General features: G+C 50.6%; 20 protein-coding genes. 10 read left to right on the top strand and 10 right to left on the bottom strand.

Annotated elements, in window-relative coordinates:
* Positions 1 to 70 precede the first annotated feature (70 nt).
* From ACFODX_RS02890 to ACFODX_RS02875, 4 genes are all read left to right on the top strand, one after another.
* The gene (locus ACFODX_RS02890) at positions 71 to 1696 is read left to right on the top strand and encodes a tryptophan halogenase family protein (RefSeq protein WP_378115871.1); all 1626 of its coding nucleotides are present in this window, start codon (positions 71 to 73) and stop codon (positions 1694 to 1696) included.
* A 68-nt stretch (positions 1697 to 1764) separates the two neighbouring features.
* Positions 1765 to 2484, top strand: a complete 720-nt coding sequence (locus ACFODX_RS02885) for a SapC family protein (protein WP_378115869.1) — start codon at positions 1765 to 1767, stop codon at positions 2482 to 2484.
* Positions 2485 to 2493: 9 nt separating this feature from the next.
* A complete protein-coding gene (locus ACFODX_RS02880) occupies positions 2494 to 3525 on the top strand; it encodes a cupin-like domain-containing protein (RefSeq protein ID WP_378115867.1) in 1032 nt (343 codons plus the stop codon).
* A 29-nt stretch (positions 3526 to 3554) separates the two neighbouring features.
* On the top strand, positions 3555 to 5045 hold the full coding sequence (locus ACFODX_RS02875) for a tryptophan halogenase family protein (protein WP_378115865.1): 1491 nt from the start codon (positions 3555 to 3557) through the stop codon (positions 5043 to 5045).
* A gap of 22 nt (positions 5046 to 5067) precedes the next feature.
* Here ACFODX_RS02875 and ACFODX_RS02870 read toward each other — a convergent pair whose 3' ends face one another.
* Positions 5068 to 5778, bottom strand: coding sequence for a DUF6445 family protein (locus ACFODX_RS02870; protein ID WP_378115863.1), 711 nt, complete (start codon positions 5776 to 5778; stop codon positions 5068 to 5070).
* 840 nt (positions 5779 to 6618) lie between these two features.
* Positions 6619 to 7365: a hypothetical protein gene (locus ACFODX_RS02865; protein WP_378115861.1), complete on the bottom strand. Its 747-nt coding sequence runs from the start codon at positions 7363 to 7365 to the stop codon at positions 6619 to 6621.
* 705 nt (positions 7366 to 8070) lie between these two features.
* On the opposite strand from ACFODX_RS02865, the gene ACFODX_RS02860 reads away from it, so the two are divergent.
* Both ACFODX_RS02860 and ACFODX_RS02855 read left to right on the top strand, forming a co-directional pair.
* On the top strand, positions 8071 to 9690 hold the full coding sequence (locus ACFODX_RS02860; protein WP_378115859.1) for a family 16 glycosylhydrolase: 1620 nt from the start codon (positions 8071 to 8073) through the stop codon (positions 9688 to 9690).
* A gap of 173 nt (positions 9691 to 9863) precedes the next feature.
* Complete coding sequence (locus ACFODX_RS02855) at positions 9864 to 10556, top strand: hypothetical protein (protein WP_378115857.1); 693 nt, start codon at positions 9864 to 9866, stop codon at positions 10554 to 10556.
* A gap of 67 nt (positions 10557 to 10623) precedes the next feature.
* On the opposite strand, the gene ACFODX_RS02850 is transcribed toward ACFODX_RS02855, so the two are convergent.
* On the bottom strand, positions 10624 to 11769 hold the full coding sequence (locus ACFODX_RS02850; RefSeq protein ID WP_378115855.1) for a helix-turn-helix domain-containing protein: 1146 nt from the start codon (positions 11767 to 11769) through the stop codon (positions 10624 to 10626).
* Positions 11770 to 11943: 174 nt separating this feature from the next.
* On the opposite strand from ACFODX_RS02850, the gene ACFODX_RS02845 reads away from it, so the two are divergent.
* Both ACFODX_RS02845 and ACFODX_RS02840 read left to right on the top strand, forming a co-directional pair.
* On the top strand, positions 11944 to 12915 hold the full coding sequence (locus tag ACFODX_RS02845; RefSeq protein ID WP_378115853.1) for an alpha/beta hydrolase: 972 nt from the start codon (positions 11944 to 11946) through the stop codon (positions 12913 to 12915).
* 93 nt (positions 12916 to 13008) lie between these two features.
* The gene (locus tag ACFODX_RS02840; protein WP_378115851.1) at positions 13009 to 13992 is read left to right on the top strand and encodes a DUF368 domain-containing protein; all 984 of its coding nucleotides are present in this window, start codon (positions 13009 to 13011) and stop codon (positions 13990 to 13992) included.
* Positions 13993 to 14130: 138 nt separating this feature from the next.
* Here the strand turns inward: ACFODX_RS02840 and serA are convergent, their stop codons facing one another.
* From serA to tsaA, 4 genes are all read right to left on the bottom strand, one after another.
* Entirely contained in the window at positions 14131 to 15360 is a 1230-nt protein-coding gene (gene serA / locus ACFODX_RS02835) for a phosphoglycerate dehydrogenase (RefSeq protein WP_378115849.1), read from the bottom strand.
* Positions 15361 to 15597: 237 nt separating this feature from the next.
* Positions 15598 to 16683, bottom strand: coding sequence for an HD domain-containing phosphohydrolase (locus ACFODX_RS02830; RefSeq protein ID WP_378115847.1), 1086 nt, complete (start codon positions 16681 to 16683; stop codon positions 15598 to 15600).
* Entirely contained in the window at positions 16676 to 18889 is a 2214-nt protein-coding gene (locus ACFODX_RS02825) for a sensor histidine kinase (RefSeq protein ID WP_378115845.1), read from the bottom strand. Before ACFODX_RS02825 ends, ACFODX_RS02830 begins: the two co-directional genes overlap by 8 nt.
* A 130-nt stretch (positions 18890 to 19019) precedes the next feature.
* The gene (gene tsaA, locus ACFODX_RS02820) at positions 19020 to 19724 is read right to left on the bottom strand and encodes a tRNA (N6-threonylcarbamoyladenosine(37)-N6)-methyltransferase TrmO (protein ID WP_378115843.1); all 705 of its coding nucleotides are present in this window, start codon (positions 19722 to 19724) and stop codon (positions 19020 to 19022) included.
* 188 nt (positions 19725 to 19912) lie between these two features.
* Between tsaA and ACFODX_RS02815 the strand changes: the two genes are divergently transcribed.
* Complete coding sequence (locus tag ACFODX_RS02815) at positions 19913 to 21172, top strand: glycoside hydrolase family 26 protein (protein ID WP_378115841.1); 1260 nt, start codon at positions 19913 to 19915, stop codon at positions 21170 to 21172.
* 255 nt (positions 21173 to 21427) lie between these two features.
* A complete protein-coding gene (locus ACFODX_RS02810) occupies positions 21428 to 22396 on the top strand; it encodes a choice-of-anchor A family protein (RefSeq protein ID WP_378115839.1) in 969 nt (322 codons plus the stop codon).
* A 70-nt stretch (positions 22397 to 22466) separates the two neighbouring features.
* Here the strand turns inward: ACFODX_RS02810 and ACFODX_RS02805 are convergent, their stop codons facing one another.
* From ACFODX_RS02805 to rpiA, 3 genes are all read right to left on the bottom strand, one after another.
* Positions 22467 to 22964, bottom strand: a complete 498-nt coding sequence (locus ACFODX_RS02805) for a methyl-accepting chemotaxis protein (RefSeq protein ID WP_378115837.1) — start codon at positions 22962 to 22964, stop codon at positions 22467 to 22469.
* A complete protein-coding gene (locus ACFODX_RS02800; protein WP_378115835.1) occupies positions 22957 to 24087 on the bottom strand; it encodes a methyl-accepting chemotaxis protein in 1131 nt (376 codons plus the stop codon). The genes ACFODX_RS02805 and ACFODX_RS02800 overlap by 8 nt, the downstream gene beginning before the upstream one ends.
* Positions 24088 to 24179: 92 nt before the next feature.
* Positions 24180 to 24854, bottom strand: coding sequence for a ribose-5-phosphate isomerase RpiA (gene rpiA / locus ACFODX_RS02795; protein ID WP_378115833.1), 675 nt, complete (start codon positions 24852 to 24854; stop codon positions 24180 to 24182).
* Between the last annotated feature and the right edge of the window lie 87 nt (positions 24855 to 24941).

Genomic DNA, 24941 nt, shown 5'->3' with positions numbered 1-24941 from the left:
AGTCAGATCTACAGGATGTGACCAACGCAAGCAGATATAGAAGATAAGATTCTTTACTAGTGAGGTTTATGTGCAACCTACAATAACGGTATCTGGACAACACCAGGAAAATAATGAATCGGCTTTGATAAAAAAAGTCATTATTCTCGGTGGCGGTACTGCTGGTTGGCTAACCGCCGCGCGTTTGGCCTATGATCATTGTGCAAACCAAGCCGGTGGATTAGAGGTGATTCTTATTGAATCCCCGGAGGTTAAAACAATTGGCGTGGGCGAGGGCAGCTGGCCTACGTTGCGCATTACGCTGCGTGAGTTGGGTATATCTGAAACTGAATTCATAAACCAATGCGATGTGTCATTTAAACAAGGGTCAAAGTTTGTTGGTTGGTGTAACGGCGAGGAAGATGATTTTTACTACCATCCTTTTACGCCACCGGAATCACTAAGCCATGGTTTTGCAAATGATGAAATAGATATAGCGCGGGCATGGCTTAATTATGCGGGCGATAAGCCTTTTGCTTTTGCAGTCAGCGCCCAACCCGATTTTTGTGAACAGGGGCTGGCTCCCAAACAAATACAAACTCCGGATTTTGCCGCCTTTGCGAATTATGGCTACCATCTCAATGCAGATAAATTTGCGTTATTCCTACAGAAATACTGCACGCAAACACTGGGTGTGAAGTTTATTCAAGATCACGTTGAACATGTAAACGCCGATGAAGATGAATATATTGAATCAATTGTTTGTAAAAATAGTGGGATCATAAAAGGTGATTTATTTGTCGACTGCAGTGGCGCTACAGGTGTATTAATAAATAAACATTTTAAAGCGCCTTTTGTCGATAAGTCGTCTATTTTATTTAATGATACTGCGCTTGCGGTACAGTTGCCTTATGAAGATCCACAACAAAATATAGCATCAGTTACGCTCAGTACTGCCCAGCGTTATGGCTGGATTTGGGATATAGGCTTGCCCACACGGCGCGGGGTTGGGCATGTATATGCAAGTGGATATACGAACGATGATGAAATATGGGCGACACTAAAACAATATGCCGGAAAAACTTGTTCTGAAAAAACATTGAGCCAGTTGTCACCCAGAAAAATAAAGTTTACACCAGGCTATCGCAGTACCCCTTGGGTTAAGAATTGTGTCGCTGTTGGTATGTCGGCGGGTTTTGTTGAACCGCTTGAGGCCTCTGCGATTGTAATGATTGAGATATGCTCTAAGGTTATTAGTAATGAGTTGCCGGTAGATAGAGCTGCGATGCAAATAGTATCCCAGCGTTTTAATAAGCGGTTTGTTGAGCGGTGGGATAGTGTAATTAACTTTTTAAAACTGCATTACATACTCAGCAAACGTACAGACTCCAATTATTGGACTGATCATAAAAATAACGAAACCATACCGGTACAACTCAAAGAGCTTATGATTTTGTGGAAGCAAAAAGTTCCCAGTACCGCTGATTTTCATCAGGTCCTGGAGTTGTTTGGGCCGCCTAGTTATCAATACATATTGTATGGCATGGGTTTTTTGCCTGAACAGCGTGCGACTGTATGCCGCTGGGACAATGAAGCTACATCGCTAAAAATATTTCAGCGTGTCAACGAGGTTTATCGAAATGGCTTGCGTGGGTTAACAGCGAATCGTTCGCTGATAAATGAGATGCAAAAACGCTATCAGGGCGTCAGCTCTTAGGCACTCCTAAATACACACTAACTCTACTGCTTGGGGATTAAGCCAAGCTATAAAAATGACGAGGATTTATGAGCAATATAGTGCTGCTTAACAACATTGAGCATAAAAATCTAAAAGTTGTTCCTGTGCGTGGTAAGGAATACGGCGATGATGATATGTGCGTTCCAACCTGCCCTAAAGAGTTTCGTTCTCTGCAAGCGCAGTACCCGATAGTATTCGGTAAAAATGAAAAAACGGGAGACTACACGCCTCTTGCGTTGCTTGGTTTACAAGAGGGGGAAAATCTATTCATCGAAAATGGTGAGTGGAAAGCGCGTTATATTCCTTTGTGTGCTGAATGTAAGCCTTTCTACATAGGCAAACAAAGTCAACGTGATTTGACGGCTTCGCAAAACTGGGTGATACATGTGGACCTTGATAGCCCAAAAGTAAGTACCAGCGAAGGTATAAGCCTCTTTAAAGAACACGGCGGTAATAGCGAATTTTTAATGCGCATCAGTAAAGTATTAGGTTTGGTTCAAGAGGGAGTTGCTGAAGTAAAACCCTTTATTGATTTGCTAGTTGAATTTGACCTGCTTGAACCTTTTTCCGCTGAAATGACATTAAAAAATAACCAGCAACACTCGCTAGTTGGCTTTTACACCATCAATGAGGAAAAGCTTGCGTCGCTATCGGTTAATGCACTGAAGAAGCTGCATGACAGTGGTTTTTTATTTGATATTTATATGCAGCTTGCATCCCTCTCACAAATTGCTGCGCTTATCGAGCGAAAAAATAACCTTATTTAGAATTATTAAATGAATAGTGAAACAGTGCCTCGCCAAACCTGCGCCAGCATTCAAGTAATTGATTGCGGTAGTCGATTTGTATTAGATGAAAAGGTATTGTTATCCAATGAACCAATTTTATTACGCAATTTGGTTTCTACCTGGCCGGTTGTTGAGAAAGCGCGAATTTCTAGCGCTGCGGCAGTAGCATATTTATTACAATTTTATTCAGGTATTGATGTCGTTGAGGTGCAGGGTGACGCATCGATAAAAGGCCGTATTGCATACACCGAAGATTTTAAACAATTAAATTGTGTGGCCAGCAAAAAAGCTCTGCATGAGGTTTTTGCGGATATCGATACCGCGGCGCAACAAATTGAACCGCCCCTTTGCTATATGGGAACCACCGCGATAAATACGTTGTTGCCAGGTTTCTCTGATACTAATAAGTTGAATCTTGATTCAAGAAATGCCTCTGCATTTATGTGGATTGGCAATCGCAGTTGTGTGCCAGCACATTTCGACCTCCCGGATAATATCGCCTGCAATATTGTTGGTCGTCGCCGTTTTACCTTGTTTCCACCGGATCAGTTGCCCAACTTATACATAGGGCCACTTGATTTTACTCCAGCCGGACAAGCAATTAGTTTGGTTGATGTACGCTGTCCCGATTTGGAAAAATTTCCTAAGTATAGCTTGGCACTACAAGCGGCGAAGGTGGTGGAGTTGGAGCCTGGTGATGCGCTCTTTCTGCCGAGTATGTGGTGGCATAACGTTGAGGGGCTGGAGGATTTAAACATTCTGGTGAATTACTGGTGGCGTCAGTCGCCAGCTTTTATGGGCAGCCCTGCCGATGTTTTAGAGATGGCATTGCTTTCGATGAGGGATCTGCCGGAATCGCAAAAACACGCCTGGAAAGGGCTGCTTGATTATTATGTATTTAATAATAGCCCCGATAAGGTGGAGCATATTCCGGAGCATGTTCGTGGTAGTGTCGGTGAACTGAATGAAACCCTTGCACGAAAAATAAAAGCCAAGGTTTTGGCGCGTTTCAATCGTTAATTTCCCAAGTTTAGAGTGGTTGTAGCCAGATGATTTCTGATTCCGTAAAAAAAGTAGTGATTGCTGGTGGTGGTACAGCAGGGTGGATGACTGCTGCAGCGCTATCTCGTCTGATTGGTAAAAACCTTGAAATAATACTAATTGAATCAGATGAGATACCTACGGTTGGCGTGGGTGAAGCAACTATTCCTCCTATCATTAATTTTCATCGCCTGCTGAAGATTAATGAGCAGGAATTTATGAAGGCGACAAACGCAACGTTTAAACTGGGTATTAGTTTCGAAAACTGGCGTCAGCCCGGCATGGAATATTTCCATTCCTTTGGTATAACTGGTCAGGATTGTTGGGCAGCTACATTCCATAACTTTTGGCTGAAAGGTCTGGAAGCGGGCTTTAATGACGAATTTGAAACCTATTGTCTGGAAATCCAAGCGGCACGCAAAAATAAATTTGCCCATAATCCAGGCCATCAGCCTAATTATGCTTATCATTTTGATGCCGGTTTATATGCAGGCTTTTTGCGGAAAATAGCCGAAGAGCATGGTGTGGTTCGCCTTGAAGGAAAAATTCAACAGGTGCGTCTCAATTCCGAAACGGGCTTTATAGAATCACTTCTGCTTGCAAATGGCAATCATGTTAACGGCGACTTATTTATCGATTGTACTGGTATGCAAGCACTGTTGATCGAGCAAGCACTCAACGCAGGTTATGAGGACTGGTCGCACTGGTTACCTTGTGATCGAGCAATTCCGTTGCAAACCACTTCTGTTTCTGATGTGACGCCTTACACCCGTTCAACCGCGCATGAGGCTGGCTGGCAGTGGCGCATCCCGCTGCAGCATCGTGTTGGCAATGGCTTGGTGTATTGCAGTAAATATTTGTCCGACGAAAATGCAGAAGCGCTTCTGCGCAGTAAAGTCACTGGTGAACCTATTACTGAGGCAAGAGTAATTCGCTTCAGAACTGGTCGCAGAAGAAAACAATGGCTAAAAAACTGCGTGGCTGTTGGCTTATCAAGCGGTTTTCTGGAGCCTTTGGAATCTACCAGTATTCATTTAATACAGCGGTCGGTGATTCGCTTATTACAGTTGTTTCCGCTTCGGGGTATTAAAGAACCGGATGTAGCTGAATACAATCGTCAGGCGAATTCTGAAATAGAATATATTCGCGACTTTATTATCCTTCACTATAAAGTCACAGAGCGCACCGATAGTCCCTTTTGGCGCTACTGTAAAAATATGGAAGTGCCTGAATCCCTTGCGCGAAAAATTGAATTGTTTCGCCAATGCGGCCGGATTTTCCGCGAGGATGTAGATTTATTTCATGAGAATTCATGGGTGCAAGTGATGATGGGGCAAGGAGTGGTTCCGCAGCAGTATCATCCAATTGTAAACATGATGCCTCGCGATGAATTGGAGCTTTTTTTAACCGGGATAAAAAAGTCTATTCACAACACAGTGAAGGAATTGCCATCACATCAGCAATATCTTAATTTTTATTGCAAAGCTGTACAGAAATAAAGTTAAACATCGGGTGAGTAGTTTAAGAAAAAATCAAAAACGAATTTAATGTTAAACGGCCTGTACGAGGATTGGCGTCTACACTTTTGCCGGGGTTTATTCTGGCGGAGTGTAGCAACCAACTTCTGTAAACTACCAATCTATTAAAACGAATATCTACTTCGCCAATCTTATCGTATCTCCTGTCACTTTCTTGCTGGTATCGCGCCTCTGGTTCGCCGTTACTGGCTATGTCTTCCGCACATACCTGGTCATATATAGCGCTTTTGGCTGGGCTAATGGTTTCAAACTGCGTCAAGTTATGCCGATAAAACGACGTTCCTCCATGTTCTGCATCGCATAAGTAAAGTAAAACGGCAAATTGAAAGGGGTAGGAAGAGTCTCTGTGGGGCGCGCGCTGAATAAGATTTAAATCATTTTCTGGCAGTGTGACCAGCGAAAAGGAACAATTCGAACACTCGAGATGTTGGCGGGGTGGAAGTTCATAGTGGTTTGCAATTATTGGCACTAACCGGTGTAAAAGTGCCTTGGTGTATTCTGCCGGCGCGGGTGATTTTATACCGGGATATTGTGTACTGTAGGGTGTAAAAGTTTGACTCGCTGCCAAATCGACCAGCGCATCCGGGTTTGTAAGAAAATTATCAATGATTAAAACTTTTTCTTCTTCTATCCCGACAATAGATGTATGGACGGAAAGCTCTTCGTTTATTGAATAGGGATTATTTGTGGTCATAATGCAGACGCTGATTTAAAAATAATTGCTCATTGTTGCATTAACGCTTTCCGTAAATCTACACCTCGATTTGCAAAGAAAAATCTCCTCCCCGGAGGCAAATCCAAGGGGGAGGAGATTGGTGAAAAACTGGTTTTTATTTACAGGTGTATTTCAGACGTGGATATGTGTAGTTATCCAGGGGGGTAACTGTGTAACCACATTGGGGCTGAGGGCCGCAGAAGCTTGGATTGAATGGTGTTGAGCCTGGGCTTGTGTAGATAATTTGGGAAGCACCGCTATTACAAACATTTGCAGACGAACTGGAGGAGCTAATGCTTGATGAACTTACTGGTATCGCGGAAGAGCTCGAGCTGGTTTGGTTTGAAACTATTACATCGTTACAAAAAAGCGGGTAGTAGGATCCTTCTTTAGCGCCGGTTTTTTGATAGCCTGACATTATAGATGGAGTGCCACAGGTGTAATTTGATTGCCAGGTGTATTTGCTGTCTGTACGCGATGCGATCACTGTGGCAGCGGAATTTTTGCATACAAACGACACGGTGCTAATTCCATTGACAGTGGATCCATATACAGATGTCCAGGTACACGCCGCCGTCTGCGCACTCACATTCACCGAAACACTCGCCAATACTGCAAGGCCCAAGCCCGCGCATAATTTTAAAAACTTCATAAAAACTCCTAATTGATCGAATTTATAGTCCTGTGAAATCCATAACTCCTGTAATGGTTTCACTCGATGGCTGTTGACATCGCTACTGCTAGCCGCAGTGAATAAAGCGTCCCGCCTTATTTTTGATTTAATCGCCCCTTTGCTGCTTGTTGAGCGAGGTGCAAGGGTCAATTAAATTCAAAACCGCTGGGTTCTTCGCTGATATACAGTCGTGTTGTGCCGGTGTGGGGATCTACAGCGACCATAATTGTTGCGCTTTGGTTGTTGCTTACCATTACCCGATTTATTTTTTCGATTAATTGGTCTGATTGTTCAAGGTTGTTGATGCTGACGCTGAGTTCGCATTGGCGGGTTTTGCATTGGCTGTTGGTTAAGGCAAAGCCGGCGAGTTCAGGGGTGTCGCTAAACAGGTTGCGGTATTGGTTTTCTTGCGCATCGGCCCACTGCGGGTCGCGTTGTTCCTTGGCAAAACGCTGGGCCAAAGTGTCGTTGAGGTTGAACTCTGGGTCGGCCTCCTGCGACTTTTGCAGCCAGGTCGTAAAGTCATTGGCTTTGCGCAATTGTTTTTCCATTTCCAGTTCACGCAATTGCTGTTGGAGTTGTTGCTGTGCCTCGCTCTGGTTTGCGGCGATTGCCTGAGGTTTTGCTGAGGTCTGGGTGGATGTCTGCGTTAGCAGTTGTTGGTGCTTTGCTTGTAAGTCGGCGAGTTCTTTTTGCAGTTGGGCATTAATGCGCTCGGCCGCGTAAGCCACTTGGCTGCAATTGTCTGCGGAATTGGCTGCGGAATTGTCGAGGGCAGCCGCTTTGGTGTCTGTAGCGACAGTGCGCTCTAAGGGCGTGAATAAATGTTGTGCATAAGCGCCGCCAAGTGCGGCAACAACGGCGGTTAGCAGCAGGCTTTTTAACTGGGCCATCAGACGGATTTCCTTAAAAGTTTCCCTATTGATGTGTTAATCAACTATTTCGTTTACCCACTAATGCGTTCACCAACAATCTGGCTTCTTCACTGGCGAAAATGGTTGCTGGCAAGCGGCGGGACTTTAACAAAAGAAAATGCGGGGCTTTGTCCCACTTTGGCGGCGATCTGAATATGGGATCTGAACCGGGAATATTTTGCGAGTCACTTCACGCTTTGGTTGGTGTCGCAGGAGTGCAAGTTGCACCTTGTTGCAGAAAGTGAGACGGTTTTTTGCGCTGGATTTAGTACGTAAACCCCTTTTTTTACGAACGAGTTTCCCTCTTTTAGTCGTCCACAGATGCTACCCGCCCCATGTTGAGCTGACCGCGAAAGTGGGACGACCAGTGTTTTTTTATCTGCCAATCTAACCCTGCGACATAAACGATGTGCCCGTGGTTGAGCCTCGTTTGTGTTTCTGCTGATGTGATTTTCATTAGCTGTTGAACCCCGGGGTGATGTCAGGTCCCCTTGGGTGTTAACAAAAGTGAGAGGCTTGTCCTCCTACTATTGTTAGCTCTCCTTGCTTTAGCCCCCGCGTTCTCCAGTCTTGCAGAAAGCGGGGGCTTTTTTGTCTGGGCAAGGTGTTTTCCGGTGTTTTATTGGCCGGGTGATGCATACAAGCAGTTGAATAATAAAACTTAATAAAAAGCACGAGGTAATTATGAAATTCCAACAACGAGGATTTGGCCAGCCCCTGGCGCAGTTGTCCCTAAGTTTAACCTTGGCTGCCTTGATCGGCTGTGGTGGTTCGGGTGGCGGTAGTAAGCCTGCCAGTTCATCCAGCGCGCCCTCCAGTCAGGCCCCATCGAGTCAGGCTGCTTCAAGCCAGGCAGTTGAAACGTCAAGTAGTGCAGCCAGTGTTGTCGCAAGTTCAAGCAGCACGGCCAGCTCAGTGGCAGCCAACGGCTGGGAGTTGGTGTGGAGCGACGAGTTTGATGGCACGGCGATAGATACCACCAAGTGGTCGTTCGAGCGCAACTGTATGGGCGGCGGCAATAATGAATTGCAGTGTTATACCAACCGCAGTGAGAACGCCTTTGTCGCCGACGGCAAATTGCACATAGTGGCGCGCAAAGAGACTTTCTCCGGACAGGCCAAGGGCGATGATGACCCGAGCTACAACGTCAATGACACCTCAGTAACCCGTGATTACACCTCGGCGCGCCTGCGCTCTAAAAATAAAGGCGATTGGAAATACGGGCGTATGGAAATCCGTGCCAAATTGCCTACCGGCCAAGGCTTGTGGCCCGCCATCTGGATGCTTCCCACCGAGTGGAAATACGGTGGCTGGCCGCTGAGTGGTGAGATCGACATTATGGAAGCGGTCAACCTGAATACTACCAATGGTGGCAATGCGGTGCATGGAACCCTGCATTACGGCGATGTCTGGCCTAACAATAAATACACCGGCACCAGCACTACCCCTACCGCGAATGTATGGGAAGAGTTCCACACCTATGCCGTTGAATGGGAAGAGGGTGAAATTCGCTGGTATGTGAATGACAAGCATTTTGCGACCCAAAATCAGGCTGGCTGGTACACCTCGGCATCCACCGATGACAAGGCTCCCTTTGATGAAGCCTTCCACTTGATTATGAACGTTGCGGTAGGTGGCAACTGGCCGGGCGGCCCTAACAATGCCACAACTTTCCCGCAAGAAATGCAGGTTGAGTCGGTCAAGGTATATCGCTGCGCCAGCAACCCGACAACGGGCAAAGGCTGCGCGACTAACGTCGACCCGGCGATAGTGCCGCTCACCGGTCATCCACAAGTTTCCGGAGATTTTGCCGAGCCACCTTTGTTCAATATGTACACCGATGCCCTGGCGACCGGGTTGAAATTTGATTCCTACAATCCGCAAAGCCAAATCAGCTATTCACAGGTTGATGAAGACGGCCGCGGCAAAGTGATCAACGTTATCAAGACCGGCTCAACCGGAAATGTGTATTTCAACATCCCGGCGGGTTCAGCCAACCTGAGCAGTTGGGCGACGGCGGGTGATTTGGTGTTCGACCTGAAAGTGAACTCCCTGGCTGCTGGCGCCAAGTTGTTAATCAAAATGGATAGCGGCTGGCCCAGTGTGAGTGACGTGGAAGCAACCCTGCCGGCGACAGGCACCTGGGGGCAATACCGGATTTCGGTAGCCAACCTGATTGCACGCGGCAACTCCATTCAGCCTGGAGCCGCTAACCTGGCGAGTATTTCCAATATCTTTGTTATCGAACCTACCGCCGCTATGAATGTGTCCTTCGACAATGTGCGCCTGGAGGTGCCGCAGTAAATACAAGGTAATTACATGCACCTGAGTAATTAAACGTTTCGCAGCAACGAGAAGTGTTGCGGGTTAAACAGGGTTTGGGAGCTTCCGGCACTGTTTAATCCGCAACGCAACAATACAAACGTCCAAATGGAAGTGGCACAAGTGAAATCGTTAAAACACACCAGGTAAATCTCATGAATCTTAAAAAACTTTTTGCCACTCTCGCGTTAAGTACTTTTGCACTTAATGCTTCTGCTTGGGTAGTCACCTTCTCTGGCATTATCGATTACGGTTTCGATAATACCGGCGTATTTGGTGTGGCTAACCAAAATCTCGCGGGTCTTGGTTTTACCCAATCGATTACTGCCAACACTGACCCGGCCCTGTGGACCATAAACTCCGGCAATTCTTTTTTTACAGAGATGTCGGGATTCGGCCCAGCATTTACTAACACTGTCACAGTGAATGGTTACAGCGTCACCTTTGATGTCGATGCAACCTCCTATGGCCGCCAAACATTGTTTGACCAGCTCTCCACGCTGGGTGGCGGTCAGGATTTGTTATGGACTGAGCAGCGCGGCTCAGTAGCAAATGGTGATTTGATTTGGGGGCAGCAATATGCGTTTAGCAACACGTCTGCATTTGTGCCCAGTCTGGATTTCAATCAAACCATTGAGCACGATGGGATGGGCCTGAATAGCTATGCGCACTTCACCATTACCGGCGGGCGCAACGCGCATTTTTATTCTTACAACAATGCGTTTGTCATCAATAAATTGCCGGATGTAAACCCGCCTCAAGAAGTCTCTGAACCGGCGACCATGGGTTTACTCTTTGGCGCACTCGGGTTATTGGGTTTGATTCGCCTGCGCAAGATGCGCGCCTAGCGTTTGGTTGTTGCAGTTAGCCCAAAAAAAATGCCAGTGCAAAACTGGCATTTTTTTTAGTGTTTTTTTAAACGTTTTTGGATTCTTTATGAAGGTGTTGTTTGCGGTACTCCGTGGGCGACATGCCCACTAAACGGTTAAAAAACCGGTGAAATGCAGACTTACTATTAAAGCCCGCATGCAGTAACACATCCATGACCGTCATCTCGGCGTGTTGGCTATCGCCCAACAAACGTTTTGCTTCTTCCACTCTGTAGCTATTCATAAATTCAAAAAAGTTAGTCCCGTAGTGTTTGTTAATCACTGCAGAAACTTCTTTAACGGGTAAATGAATGCGCTTGGAAAACTCTTCGATATTCAGGTTTTGTTTCAGGAATAATTTCTGGGTTTCCATGCCCTGCTGAACTTTTTGGATTGCAGTGTCAGTGAGTTTTTCATCCACTTTGACGTCTTTGCCCAAATCCGGTTTGGTGGTGAGCAGCTTGTGGGTGTGCACCACACTATTGATAAACAGCGCATTGATCAGGATAAAAACAATATAGTTTTCGGTGATGCCAATCACATCGGAAATGCGCGGCGATTCAATCGTATTGGCTACCACGTGTACCAGAATGGAAAAGCTCCAGGTAATCAAAAAACCCAAACTCAGGGTTTTTAACCAACTGGGTTCGGTAGAGGAAAAAGTGGAGTACTGATCTTGCAGGTTGATCAGATACAAACGCACTTTATTAAATGCCATAACACCGTAAAAGAACGGCATGACTTTTATAAAGTGCCAGACCGCATTGGCGAGCTGTTGTTGATCCAGCGTTTTAAAACTCAAATCCGAGCCATTGATGCCAAAAACCAGCAGCCAGCCCAGGGCAATCACAATAGGAATTGCGTGTAACAAATGGCGTCGTTCGAGTTTAAAAGAGTCCTGGGTGAGCGCCACTACGTAGAGCAGCAGCATAGGGCCTTTAAGCAGTTGCGCACTCACTAAAAAATATGGCAACAGGGTTTCGTCGAACAACCGGAACAAACTCACATTGTCATTCCACAGCACCAAAATACAGGCGGAGCTGATGGCAATAGAGACGAGGAAAATACTGAGCAAGCGGTTGGCGAGTTGATTTTTGACCGGAAGAATTGCCTGAAAAATAACAAGCAGGAAACATTCCGCGACGGTCATAAACAGCACCACGTCGTGGATATTAAATATGTAATTCTGCATAGAGTCCTAGCCCGGGGTTGTCTTTGTAATTGTCGTTGTTATAAGTGTTTTAATGGTTGATTGGGTTTATATCCCATCGGGAGCTGAATTATAGTTGATGTTTAGCGCCAATGTTGTGGCCATTTTGTAAGGCCCACTTTATGCCGGGATGTCCCAGTTTATGAATTGCTCTCTATGAATAGCGCCACATCGTTTTCACTGACAGATGCCCAGGCACTGATGGCACAACTGCCTGCGCTGGGGTTTGAACCATCGCAGGATATGGTCTGGGCCAAGACGGTGCCGGCACAGCAGTATCTGGACTATTACCGGATCAATTTTGCCGCCGTCGATAGCGCATTGGTTCATGGCTTTGGTGCCATCAGCGCGGCTGGTTTTACCATCGCCACCCACTATTGGCTGCCCCCCAAACCGCGCGGCACACTGGTTGTGGTGCATGGGTATTACGATCACCTGGGGATTTTTGACCATGTGATTGCCTTTGGTTTACAGCAGGGCTTGGCGGTGCTGGCGTTTGATTTACCCGGCCACGGTTTAAGCAGTGGCGAACGCGCCGCTATAGATTCCTTTGATCAGTATGCCGATGTGCTGGAGCAGTTGTTACAGCAGGCGCAGCGGTTATTGCCATCGCCCTATTATGCGGTGGGGCAAAGTACCGGCGGCGCAGTATTGCTCAACCACCTGTGGCGCTATCCGCCCCGCTTTGCGCGCACTGCGCTTTGTGCGCCGCTGATTTTGCCGCGTGGCTGGTGGTCTGGCCGGGTGTTGTATTGGCTCTTGCACCCCTGGGTAAAACAGCTGCCACGCGGTCATTCACGCAGCTCGCGGGATGAGCAATTTATCCGCTTTATCGATGAGCATGACTGTTTGCAATCCAAAAAACTGTCGGTGCGCTGGGTGGGGGCGATGAAAAACTGGCATCGCCAATTCCTGCAGTTTTCGGCGCGCGAGGATGAGCTGCTGCTGGTACAGGGCACGGCCGATATGACGGTGGCCTGGCGCTACAATACGCGGCTGATCCTACGTAAATTACCGCGCGCGCAGCTGGTGTATGTTCCCGCCGCCGGGCATCAATTGGTCAATGAAATTCCCGCCGCTCGCGCACAAGTGTTTGATGCGATACAACGCCACTTTTTTAACGTCTAGCCTGTTGCCGCCAAGCGCTTTCAGGCAAACTCCCCCGCACTTTTACCCCTGCACATTAACCCGGCCAGAACAGGCCACAGGCGAGACTTGATTATGACAACTCCCGATCAACAGGACATGACACTCCACCAGCCAGGGCGCAGCCTCAAAGATTATTTGTTTGTGCTGCTCAAGGGCTTGTGTATGGGCGCGGCTGATGTAGTGCCCGGCGTATCCGGGGGCACTATTGCTTTTATTACCGGTATTTACGATGAATGGCTCAGTTCGCTCAAGCGCTGTACCCCGGCGGTGTTGCTGCGCTTGAAGCGCGAAGGGATAGTAAAAACCTGGCAGTACATCAACGGTAATTTTCTGGTCGCCCTGTTTGGCGGCATTCTGATTAGCCTCAAAACATTTGCGGCGGTGGTGTTAGTGGCCATGGACACTTACCCGATTCTGGTTTGGGCATTTTTCTCCGGGCTTGTCGCCGCGTCCATTTACCACTTGGTACGCGAACAGCGCGGTTGGGGGGTGAGCGAAGCGGTTGGCCTGTTGGCGGGTATAGGTTTTATTCTGGCGGTAGCGCACATGGCACCAGCCCAACTCCCCGACCATGGTTGGATTCTCTTTCTGGGCGGTTTTGTGGCGATTTGCGCCATGATTCTTCCCGGTATTTCCGGCAGTTTCATTTTGCTGCTGGTGGGGCTCTACCCGGTTTTTTTACGCGCAATCCACAACCTGGAAATAGATAAATTACTGTGGTTTGGTGCCGGCTGCATTTGTGGACTGGTGGCTTTCTCGCGCTTCCTGCTGTGGTTACTGCGGTCCTATCACAATCAAACCCTATCTGTATTGATCGGTTTTTTGATCGGCTCACTCTATGTCACCTGGCCTTGGAAAAACGCACTGTTGACCACTACCGATAGCCATGGGCGTGTTGTGGTGCTGCAGCAGGAAAACTTGAATCCGCTGAATTATCTGGCGGCTACCGGTCATGAACCCACGATTCTCCTGGCGGTAGTCTGGGCCGGTTTGGGCGTTGCTCTGGTGCTCGGGGTTGAACTGATCGCCATGTGGATCAAGCGGCGCCACGGCTAGTTGCCCGCGATTAAAGCCGCGCTAACAACGCTCACCAATAACTCTCAACAATAAAAAACGCCGCGTTCATTGCTGAGCGCGGCGTTTTTTATTGTTGAGAGTTATTGTTGAGAGTTATTGGTGCAGATTATTGATCGATTAAAACAACACTCTGCAACGAATCGTCCCTTCAATATTCTTCAACTGCTCCAGCGCGACTTCATCGTAAGGTGAGTGGATATCCACCACCACATAACCCACTTTGTCGTTGGTTTGCAGGTATTGCGAGGCGATGTTGATCTGGTTGTCGGAGAAGATCTTGTTGATCTTGGACAGTACGCCCGGCACGTTGGCGTGAACGTGCAGCAAGCGGTGTGCGTCTGGGTGACCGGGCAGGGCAACTTCGGGGAAGTTGACCGAGCTGGTGGTGGTGCCGTTGTCCGAGTACTTGATGAGTTTTTCCGCCACTTCAATACCAATGTTGGCTTGCGCTTCCATGGTGGAACCGCCGATGTGCGGGGTGAGGATCACATTGTCCAGGCCGCGCAGCGGGCTAATAAATTCATCGCCATTGGCTTTAGGTTCTTCCGGGAATACATCGATAGCAGCGCCTGACAGGTGGCCGGATTTAATCGCCTCTGCCAGCGCATCAATATCGACCACCGTGCCGCGTGAGGCATTGATCAGAATCGCGCCTTGTTTCATCAGGCCGAGTTCGCGCGCGCCAATCATCATTTGGGTGGATTGGGTTTCGGGGACGTGCAGGCTGATAATATCGGAAGTGGCAAGCAGGTCGTCCAGGCTGCGGATCTGGGTAGCGTTGCCCAGCGGCAATTTAGTGATCACATCATAAAACTGCACATTCATACCAAGCGATTCAGCCAGCACGCTGGTTTGGCTACCAATCGAACCGTAGCCGATCAAACCCAGGGTTTTGCCGCGAATCTCGTAAGAGCCAACGGCCGATTTGTCCCAGCCGCCGCGATGGCATACCGCGTTTTTCTGCGGGATATTGCGCAGCAGCAAAATCGCCTCGGCAATCACCAATTCAGCGACCGAGCGGGTGTTGGAGTAGGGCGCGTTAAATACCGCCACGCCGTGTTCTTGCGCCGCTTTTAAATCCACCTGATTGGTGCCGATACAGAAACAACCGGCGGCGATCAGTTTGGGCGCGTTTTCAAACACGCGACGGGTCAGCTGGGTGCGCGAGCGCAGGCCAACAAAATGCGCGTCCTGGATTTTTGCAATCAGCTCATCTTCGCCGAGTGCAGTTTTCAGGTATTCGATGTTGGTGTAACCCTGCTCGTTCAGGGTGTCCACCGCTGATTGGTGAACGCCTTCCAGCAGCAGAAATTTGATTTTGCTCTTGTCTAACGAGGTCTTGCTCATGGGAACAACTCCAAAAGTGGGAAAGTCGCTCAGCGCGTCGCTGCGAGTCGTGGTTAGCAAACAGGGACGGAAAGGGCCGGCATTTAATAAGCTTATTGGCTAAAAAAGGCGCATCGGCAGGCTGAAAAAGGCGCGCATCATACCACTGCGCAGGCCAAAACCGAAGGCGCCTGTAACCCCTTGGGGAGATTTTACAGCGCCTTGGGGGAGATTGTACGCGGGGCTTATTGGTTCAAATTAATTCAAACCGCAGCGTTTTAGCGGTGGTTCGGATTGTTCCTGATACTGCGCAATAATCTGCTCCAGCGAGTCATGCAGGCGACTGAACAGCTCGACCAGTATGGGGTCGAAATGGCTCCCGGCTCCCTGAACTATATGATTCAGGGCTTCTTTGTGTGTCCATGCCGTTTTATAGGGGCGTTTGGCGCGCAGTGCATCGTAGACATCGCAGAGTGCCACTATGCGTGCCGACAGTGGAATCGCCTCGCCGCTGAGACCCTGGGGGTAGCCTGAACCATCCCAATATTCGTGATGATTGAGGGCTATCTCTGCCGCCATGTTAATCATCGCACTGTTGTTTTCATTGCGCAGAATGTCAAAACCAATGCGCGCATGGGTTTTCATTAGCTCGCGCTCTTCTGGCGTGAGTTTGCCGTTTTTGTTGAGCACTACATCGGGAATGCCGATTTTACCCACGTCGTGCATGGGGGCAGCGAGCCTTATGTCTTCCACCCAGGTTTCAGGCTGGCCCAGTTCGCGTGCGATCAGGGCGGCCATCTCGCCAATCCGGATAATATGGTTGCCGGTTTCAGTATCTTTGAACGCTGCCGCACGCGCCATGGTATGGATCAGGCTGGTGAAGCTGGCCTGCAGCTCTCGCGTGCGCTCAAGCACTTTTTGATCGAGTGTGTCGCGCTCTTCCTGTAGTTTTTGGAAGGTCAGCCCCAGCTGTAAATTGTTGCGAATGCGCAGCACCAGCTCTGACAAATCGAGCGGTTTACAAAGATAGTCGTTAGCGCCCAGATGCAGGCCGCGCTGGCGGTCAACCTGACTGCCCAGCGCGGTGAGAATAATCACCGGTTGCCCGCTATTGGGGGCCAGGCGCGCCAATAGCTCAAAGCCGTCCATACGCGGCATATCCAAATCGAGTAACAGCAAATCCCAATGGTTGTTCTGCAACCAATCCAATCCCGCTACCGGGTCGCTAAAACTATGGATATAACGTAAGCCAAAGGCCTTCAGGCTGGACTCCAGCAAGCGGATGTTAGTGCCTATGTCGTCGATGATGACAATCGTGGCGGCACGCAGTTCTTGGCTAAGCATGATGGTCTAACTCCCCCAGAGGTGATGATTGGGTGGTACTTGGTGTTAGATCCTTTAAGCCTGATTGATTGTTGCGCGGGCGGGTGATTGAGTTTGTTGCTGTGTTCACAGCGAGTGCAGGTGGCGCAAAAGGGAGTTCCAGCCAAAAACGGCTGCCTTGTCCGGGGGTACTGCTAAAACCAAGCTGCGCACCCAATAATTCAGCCAGTTCGCGGCACAGGCTAAGGCCTATACCGGTGCCGGTTACGGAAGAGTTCTCCTGGCCCAGGCGCTCAAAGGGGGTAAATAGCAGGGGCTGTTTATCCACTGGAATCCCAATGCCAGTGTCGCTCACCGTGATACGCGCGCCATCAGGCAGCGCATCGGTGTAAAGACTGATGCTGCCGCCTGCGCGGTTGTATTTGATGGCGTTGGACAGCAGGTTGAGCAGTATCTGGCGTAAACGACGTTTATCGGTATAGGCGAACAGTGGCTGACCGGGCATATCAAGTTTGAGGCTCAGGCCTGCATTGCGCACTTCGGGGTTCAGCATGGACGCGCAATCTTGCAATAGTTGATGGATATCTATGGGTTCCAATTCGAGTGGGGCAGCGTCTGCTTGCAGACTGGACAGGTCGAGTATGTCGTCCACCAGTTGGGATAAATGGTTGCTGGCGGCGAGTATTTCCCCTATCTCGTCCACTTCTCCCGGATGACTGGCTGGCTTTTGCAGGCGCAAGAGCTGTGCGAACCCCTTGATGGCATTGAGCGGCGTGCGCAATTCATGGCTCATGCTGGAAATAAAGCGCGACTTGGCGTGGCTTGCGGCGCGCGCATCCACTAGCGCGCAGCGCAGATCCTGTTCGGCCTGTGTTAACTGCGCGCCAATAGCATGAGTATGTTTGGCCATCTCGCGCAGTTCATGGATATCGCTTTCCACCCGGTTGCTGTCCAGTGCGCCCTTGCCTATCTGCGCCATCATCCGGGATATGCCCTCTATCGGCTGGATCAGCGCCATGCTGAGCTGGCGTGCGCGCTGCCACATAAAGCTAAAAAACACGGCATAAAAGAGAATCAGCCCGGCGATCAACAGCATACCTATCTGTGCATAACGCTGTGCCAGACTATTGGTCTGGCTAAACACATCCGCTTCGGCGGCGATGGTGAGTAAGTGCCAGTCGGTCGCCGGAATACTGGCCCAAGCCACCAGGTGCGGATTGCCGTTGAGGGTGATGCGCTCTACGCCGCTGCTGCTCGCTACAATGCGGGGGCTCAGGGCGCGGGTGTCGGCGCGCTCGCGCAGGTCAAAGTCCTTGGGTTTGAATTGCTCGCTCCGCACTGCTTCGGCGTAGCTGTGTTGGGTCAGTTCATCCACCCCAAAGCGCTGCTCGCCTGCCTCGGGCATCGCCATAATATTCAGCTCCTTGCTCACCAGCATGGCAAAGCCGTTCCAGGGAACCTTGGCGGTGCGAATCTGCTCCAATATGCCTTCCACGGTGATGTCGATACCCACCACACCTTCCAAAAACTCGCCGCGATACACCGGCGCTATGGCCGACATCATCCAGCCTTGCCCGGCAGGGTCCAGATATACATCGGTCCAGACCACTTGCCGCTGCGGGTTGTGTTTGGCATCGGCGAGGTAATAAAAGTTGTACTCGGGGATCGCCATACTGTGCGGGTATTGTTCAGGCGTTAGAAACCAGGGGTAAATGTGGTTCAGGCTATCCCAGCTGTTGAAGTAGAGCGCCGCCACCAAACTATTGTGTTCTTTGAACTCTTTGATAATCGGGTCGATGGTGGCGAGGCGGGCGACCTTCTGCAAATCCTGCTGTGCCGCTGGAGTCACATTGGAATAGAAAACCGCTGCACCACCTTCATCGCGCGGGCTGTAGCGCACGCCCTCGGCAGTCAGGGCGAGGTTTGTAGGTACCGATTCGACTGGTTTGAGCAGTGCTTGCAGGGTGAGATTGCGGTATAGCTCGGCCAAGCTATCGATATGGCTTAACTGCTCATCAATTACCCGTGCTTCTACTTGCGCCGAGGATTGCAGTGCCGAGAGTGCATTGCCGCGCAAATGCTCTATCTGCGCGCTGCGGATGGAATGGTTAGTAAAGAAATAAACAATAATCAGCAGGGTTTCCACCAGCAGCAGGGGGATCAGGGCGCTTTGGGAGAAGGCTCGCCAGATCCATTTGCGCAGCCCAATGGGGTTCGATTGGGGCATGGTAATGTGCCAAAATGATGATTTATGCGCCAAGAATAGCACGGCTTTTTGGGTTTGGTTATTAATTTAATAACAGTGAGTTAATAAGTTGTGGCTATAAGGGTGGTCTGCTCATACAAGGCAGATGAGGTCAGGCAAGGCAAATGAGTTCAGTTAAACAGATGCCAGAGTGGGAATAGCGCCAGCGGATATCGAGATCCAGCAATTTCATGCCGTAAATCCGCTCCGGGTCTGGCTGCTGGTACTGGGGGCGCGGGTCCTGTTGCAGGATTTGGGTGAGTAGCTGCGCCAGGTCGATAGCGGTTTTTTGTTGGTAATCGGCGCAAAAGGCCGCGAGTTCGGCGGGAATTTCCACCGGGATATGGGCGGGCGGCTGGGTGGCAAAGCTGTTGCGCGCATCCGCGACGGCATCCACATAGGGTACATAAGGTTTGATATCCAGCACCGGTGTGCCATCGAGTAAATCTATGCCGCTGATGGCAACTAACAGCTTACCGTCGCGCTGGCGCAGGCCATCAAAGCGTACCACCGAGAGGCCAATTGGCGCCGGGCGGGTGGGGGAGCGGGTGGCAAATACGCCCAGGGTTTGGTTGCCGCCCAAGCGCGGCGGTTTGACTTTGGGTTTCCACTGCTCGCGCTTGTTGGCGTGAAACACAAACTGTACCCACAGGTGGCTGGTGCCTTCCAGCCCGTCAAACGCGGCGGGGTCGTCATAGGGCGGCAGCATTTCTATTTCAGCGGTAGCTAGCGGCGCCAAACCCGGTTGGCGCGGTATGCCAAATTTCTCCTTGAAACAGGAGTGCACCAAGCCAATGGCGGGAAAAGAAAAGTCCATAGCGCACCCATACCCAAATTGATTAAAGCGCCAAGGCTAGGCAAAAGCGGGCGGGGGCTCAACTTTTATTTACAGCGCGGGAGGCTTCTTTTTTTGCATAAGGCTGCTAGTATCCTCATTTGTAAACGGTTACATTTGAAAAAAGATAAGAGTTTTGCCAGTTTATGGCCCCATTTGAGGAGATTCCCATGTTTATGCAACCCCGCCTGCCCTTGGCGTCTTTACTGCTATGTGCCAGTTTTTTAGTCGGCTGCGACCGCCAGCCGGCCGATACCTCCAGTGCAGCGGCATCAGTGCCTGCTGTCGCGCAGGTGCAGGCCTCCAGCGCCAACGCGCAAGTGCAACCACTGTCGCTAATCGACAAACACGCCACTCGCCAAACCCTGGCGCTCTACAACAACCTGGCGGCGTTGCGCGGTAAACACATGCTGTTTGGCCACGAGGACAGCCTCGCCTACGGCGTGCATTGGGAAGGCGACCTGGATCGCTCCGATGTGCGCGATGTGACCGGTTCCAACCCGGCGCTCTACGGCTGGGAGTTGGGCGGTTTGGAGCTGGGGCAGGAAAAGAACCTGGATGGCGTTAACTTCAAACAAATGCAGGAGTGGATCAAGGCGGGCTACAGTCGCGGCGCGGTGATCACCATCAGCTGGCATATGTATAGCCCGGTATCCGGCGGCAACTCCTGGGACAAAACCCCCACAGTGCATGAGCTGATTCCCGGCGGTGCCAAACATGAGCAGCTCAAAACCTACCTGGATACCTTTGTGGAATTTAATGCGGCCTTGGTCGCGACCGATGCGCAGGGCAATAGCCATCCCATCCCGGTTATTTTCCGCCCCTGGCATGAGCACAATGGCGACTGGTTCTGGTGGGGCAAAGGCAACGCCAGCGAGGCGGATTACATCGCCTTGTGGCGCTTCACTGTGGAATACCTGCGCGACAAAAAAGGCCTGCGCAACCTGATTTACGCTTACTCTCCCGACCGCAGCCGCCTCGATATGGGCAAGTTTGAGGAGGGCTATTTCTACGGCTACCCCGGCGATGACTATGTGGATGTGATAGGTCTGGATAACTATTGGGATGTTGGCCACGCGGCCAATACCGCAAGCGCAGATGAGCAAAAAGCCAATTTCACCGCCGCGCTGAAACAGATCGCCAGCATTGCCCGTGCGCGCAACAAAATCGCTGCGCTGACCGAAACCGGCAATAACAAACTCACGCTACCCAATTTCTGGACCGAGCGGATTCTAGCGCCAACCCTTGCCGACCCTCTGGCGAGCGAGATCACCTACGTTATGGTCTGGCGCAACGCTAACCTGGCGCGGGAAAAAGCGGAGCAGTTTTTTGCTCCCTACCCCGGGCAGGCAACCGCGGAAGATTTCAACGCCTTTTTCGCACATCCCTTTGTGGTGTTTGAAAGCGAGCTGCCCGCGCTCTATCAGTAAGCCTGGTTAAACTCCTCTGCCCGGTAGGATCAGGGCAGGGGAGTATTGGTGTTTTTATCGATTGTTATCAGTTATTAGCTTTAAGATGTCTTTCGCTGTCAATTTATCAATGTCGGTAAAATTGACACTTTTATGTGATGTGCGTCACGCTAAGTGGCGTTTATTATTGATTTGAAAGAATAAAGTCAAACAGGCACAAAGCCTGCATCTTGTCCGCAAACATTAGAAGCCGATCTTACTACTACAGGTTTTTTTATGACTTTTGCTCGCACTCTCTCCTTGACTACTGCCTGCCGCCAGATGGTTGCCGCTGCCGTATTATTGGGCTTTTCCTCATTGGCTGGCGCTGGCCCGCTCAATGATTACAACCTGATATTGTTGGGTGATTTAAAGGTTTCTGGCGGCAGTGGCCACATAGAAGGCAAGGCGTTTATTGGTGGCAATGTGGTAAATGCCTCGGTATTTGCCCAAAAAGAACCGCTCAACTCCACTGCGGATACCGTCAAAGTAGTCGGCAACTTTGCCAGCAACAGCGCCACCCACATTGACCGCGGCTACCTGGCCTACGAGGGCAACTTTACCGGCCCTACCAACATATGTAATGGCGCAGGTTTGGTGCCCAACGGCTGCCTGAAAAAAGTCACCGATGGATCACTGACGGCCGAGAAGGCAAGCCTGTTTGCGCAGTTGCAAGCCGAGTCAGATTTTTACCGGGATTTGGCCAGCTCGGACAACACCTCGCTGGTGGGCGATATGAACAACAAGGCGTTCACCTACACCGGCGCCGCAACGGATCTGGTGGTATTCAATATCACCGTAGAGCAGTTGACTGGCCCACAGTGGAGTTTGAACCTGGATTTTGCCACCGCACTCAATGTGGTGATCAACGTATCCGGCACCACGTTTAACGCCGGCACCACCAAAAATGGCACCAACAGTTTCCGCAACAACATGAACCATGTGCTTTGGAATTTCTACGAGGCCACCAACCTGAACTTTGGCGATTCCTGGTACGGCTCAGTGCTGGCCTTAAATGCCACCATCAAAACCAATTCCAATCTGGATGGTGCGATTGCCGCTAAATCCTATGAGGGCAATGGTGAAATCCACACCGGTAGCTGGAGTTACACGCCGCCTGTAACCAAGGTCAATGAGCCGTCGATTTTCTTGCTGTTATTGACCGGTTTGGGGTTAATCGGGCTGGGCCGTTTGCGCCGCGCCTGAGCTGATTCAGAGCAGCAATGAAAAAAACCGGGCGTGCCCGGTTTTTTTTCGCCTGCAGATCCAGCCGGTTTTAAATCGCAAAGTGAGCAATTTGGGTTTGCAGGTTCCTGGCGGTACTTTCCAGGCGCTGGGCGATAAGCACGGATTGTTGGGCATCCTGATTGACGCTGTCGATCAGGCTCACCACTTGGATGATGTTTTTATTGATCTCCTCAGCGGTGTAGCTCTGCTCCTCGGCCGCGGTAGCGATTTGCATGTTCATGCCCAGGATGCGATTGACCGACTGGCTGATCTCGTTGATGGAGTTGCCGGCTTGCCCGGCCATATCCATGGTCGCGCCGGTTTTGGTCAGGCTGGACTGCATGGCACTCATCGCGTTGCTGGCGCCCTGTTGCACGGCGTGGATGATCTGTTGGATCTCGGCGGTGGAGTCCTGGGTGCGTTTGGCCAGTGAGCGCACTTCATCGGCCACTACCGCAAAACCGCGCCCCTGTTCGCCGGCGCGCGCCGCCTCAATCGCCGCATTCAGCGCGAGCAGGTTGGTCTGCTCGGCAACGTTTTTAATCACATCCAACACCCCCGCCAATGCGGTTGGTATCGCCTTCCAGTTGGCTCATCACCTGACCAACGTGGTTCACTTCGCGGCTGAGCTGATCAATTGCGCCCAGGGTGCTTTCCATAATTTTCAGCCCCTTGTTGGCATTGTTGTCCGCATTCTGGGCGGCATCGGCGGCTCCGCCCGCGTTGCTGGCGACCTCTTGCACTGTGGCGGTCATTTCGGTGATGGCGGCGGAAACCTGATCGGTAGCGTGATGGGTTTGATCGGTGTAGCGCGCCAGGGTTGATGCCGTGGTGGTGATCTGGCTTGAGGCTTCGCTCAGGCTCTGCATTGAACCCTGCACCGCCGCGACTACCTTAACAATGCTCTCCTGCACCTGCTGGATGCTCGCGCCCAGTTTGCCCAGTTCGCTGCTATCACTGAAATGCAGCGGCTCGCGGAAATTGCCCTCGGCCAATTTGCTCAGGTGTTGATTAAGCAGGTTGAACGGTGCCAGCAGGTTTTTGCGCAAAATAATCAGTACCAAAAACACCACCAGAATGCCGCCACACAGGATCAAGGCACCGGCCCAGAAGGATACCTTGGCGCTCGCCTCCAGGTTGGCTTTGGTTTCGGCCACTACCTTGGCGCTAATCAGCGCTGCGGATTCCTCCAGCAATTTGCTGGGCTCGCGGTCGATACCGGCAACCGCCGCATCGCCGGCTGCAGAGTCGAAACCGGCGGCTTTAAACGCGGCCAGCCCCGTTTGGTAACGGCCAAAGGCGGTTTCATGGGCGCGCAAAAAGGCGTCTACCTGACGTTTGCTCTCGCCATCCAGCTCGCCGCCCAGTGTTTTGCCTTCGGTTTGTATGTCGCGCTGCAATTGCTCAAATTGCCCCCAGTACTGCTGCAGCTTGTCCGGGTTTTTGCCGCGCAAAAGCACGTTTTTCCACTCCTGCACCTGGGTTTTGAAATGGTAATTCATGCTGCTAATGGCGCGTTCATGGGCGACCGAATTGGCAATCAGCTGGTTGTAATTGGTGATGGTGCTGCTGAGCAGGGTGATGGCGATACCGCTGATGATCATAAACAAAACGACACCGGCACTGACGGCCACGAGCAATCGCCCCTGAATACTGGAGAGGGAGAACATGGTTGTATCCTTCGGAGAAAGTAGAGCTTTGAGTATAGGAGAGAAAAAGCGCCAGTGATGGCTGGCGCCTTAATCGGGTAATGCGAGGGGATTTATTTGGGGTAAATGGTTTTAACGCCGTCTTTGGTGCCCAGCAGTAACACCTCGGCGCCCTTGGCTGCAAACAAACCGTTAGTCACTACACCGGTAATTTGGTTGATGGCGGTTTCCAGTGCAACCGGGTCGATGATTTGCAGGTTGTGCACATCTAAAATGACATTGCCGTTGTCGGTCACTACGCCTTCGCGGTACACCGGTGCGCCGCCCAGCTTCACCAGTTCGCGTGCCACGTAGGAGCGCGCCATGGGAATAACTTCTACCGGCAGCGGGAACTTGCCCAGCACATCTACCCATTTGCTCTCATCGGCGATACAGACAAATTCCCTTGAAACGGCGCGCACAATTTTCTCGCGGGTTAATGCGGCGCCACCGCCTTTGATCAGGTGCAAGTAGGCGTTGCTTTCATCGGCGCCATCCACATACACCACCAGCTCGCTCACCGCATTGCAGTCCAGCACCTCAATACCGAGTTTTTTCAGGCGCGCGGCTGAGGCATCGGAGCTGGCTACTGCGCCAGCAAAGTGATCGCGGATCTCACCCAGGTAATCGATAAAAAAATTGGCGGTGGAGCCGGTGCCCACACCGATAATGGAATCGCTGAATAATTTGGGTTTGATGTATTCAATCGCGGCGCGCGCCACGGCTTGTTTGAGTTGGTCTTGGGTCATGGTTTTCTCGGCTGAATGGTATAACCCCTCCCCAGTCCTCCCCTTGAAAAGGGGAGGGGGCTTTTGCTCCTTCCCTTCGATAGGGCG

It is taken from the genome of Cellvibrio fontiphilus, assembly GCF_042646205.1.
In the GTDB taxonomy this organism is placed as follows: domain Bacteria; phylum Pseudomonadota; class Gammaproteobacteria; order Pseudomonadales; family Cellvibrionaceae; genus Cellvibrio; species Cellvibrio fontiphilus_A.
This window is presented reverse-complemented; position numbering and strand designations above follow the sequence as displayed.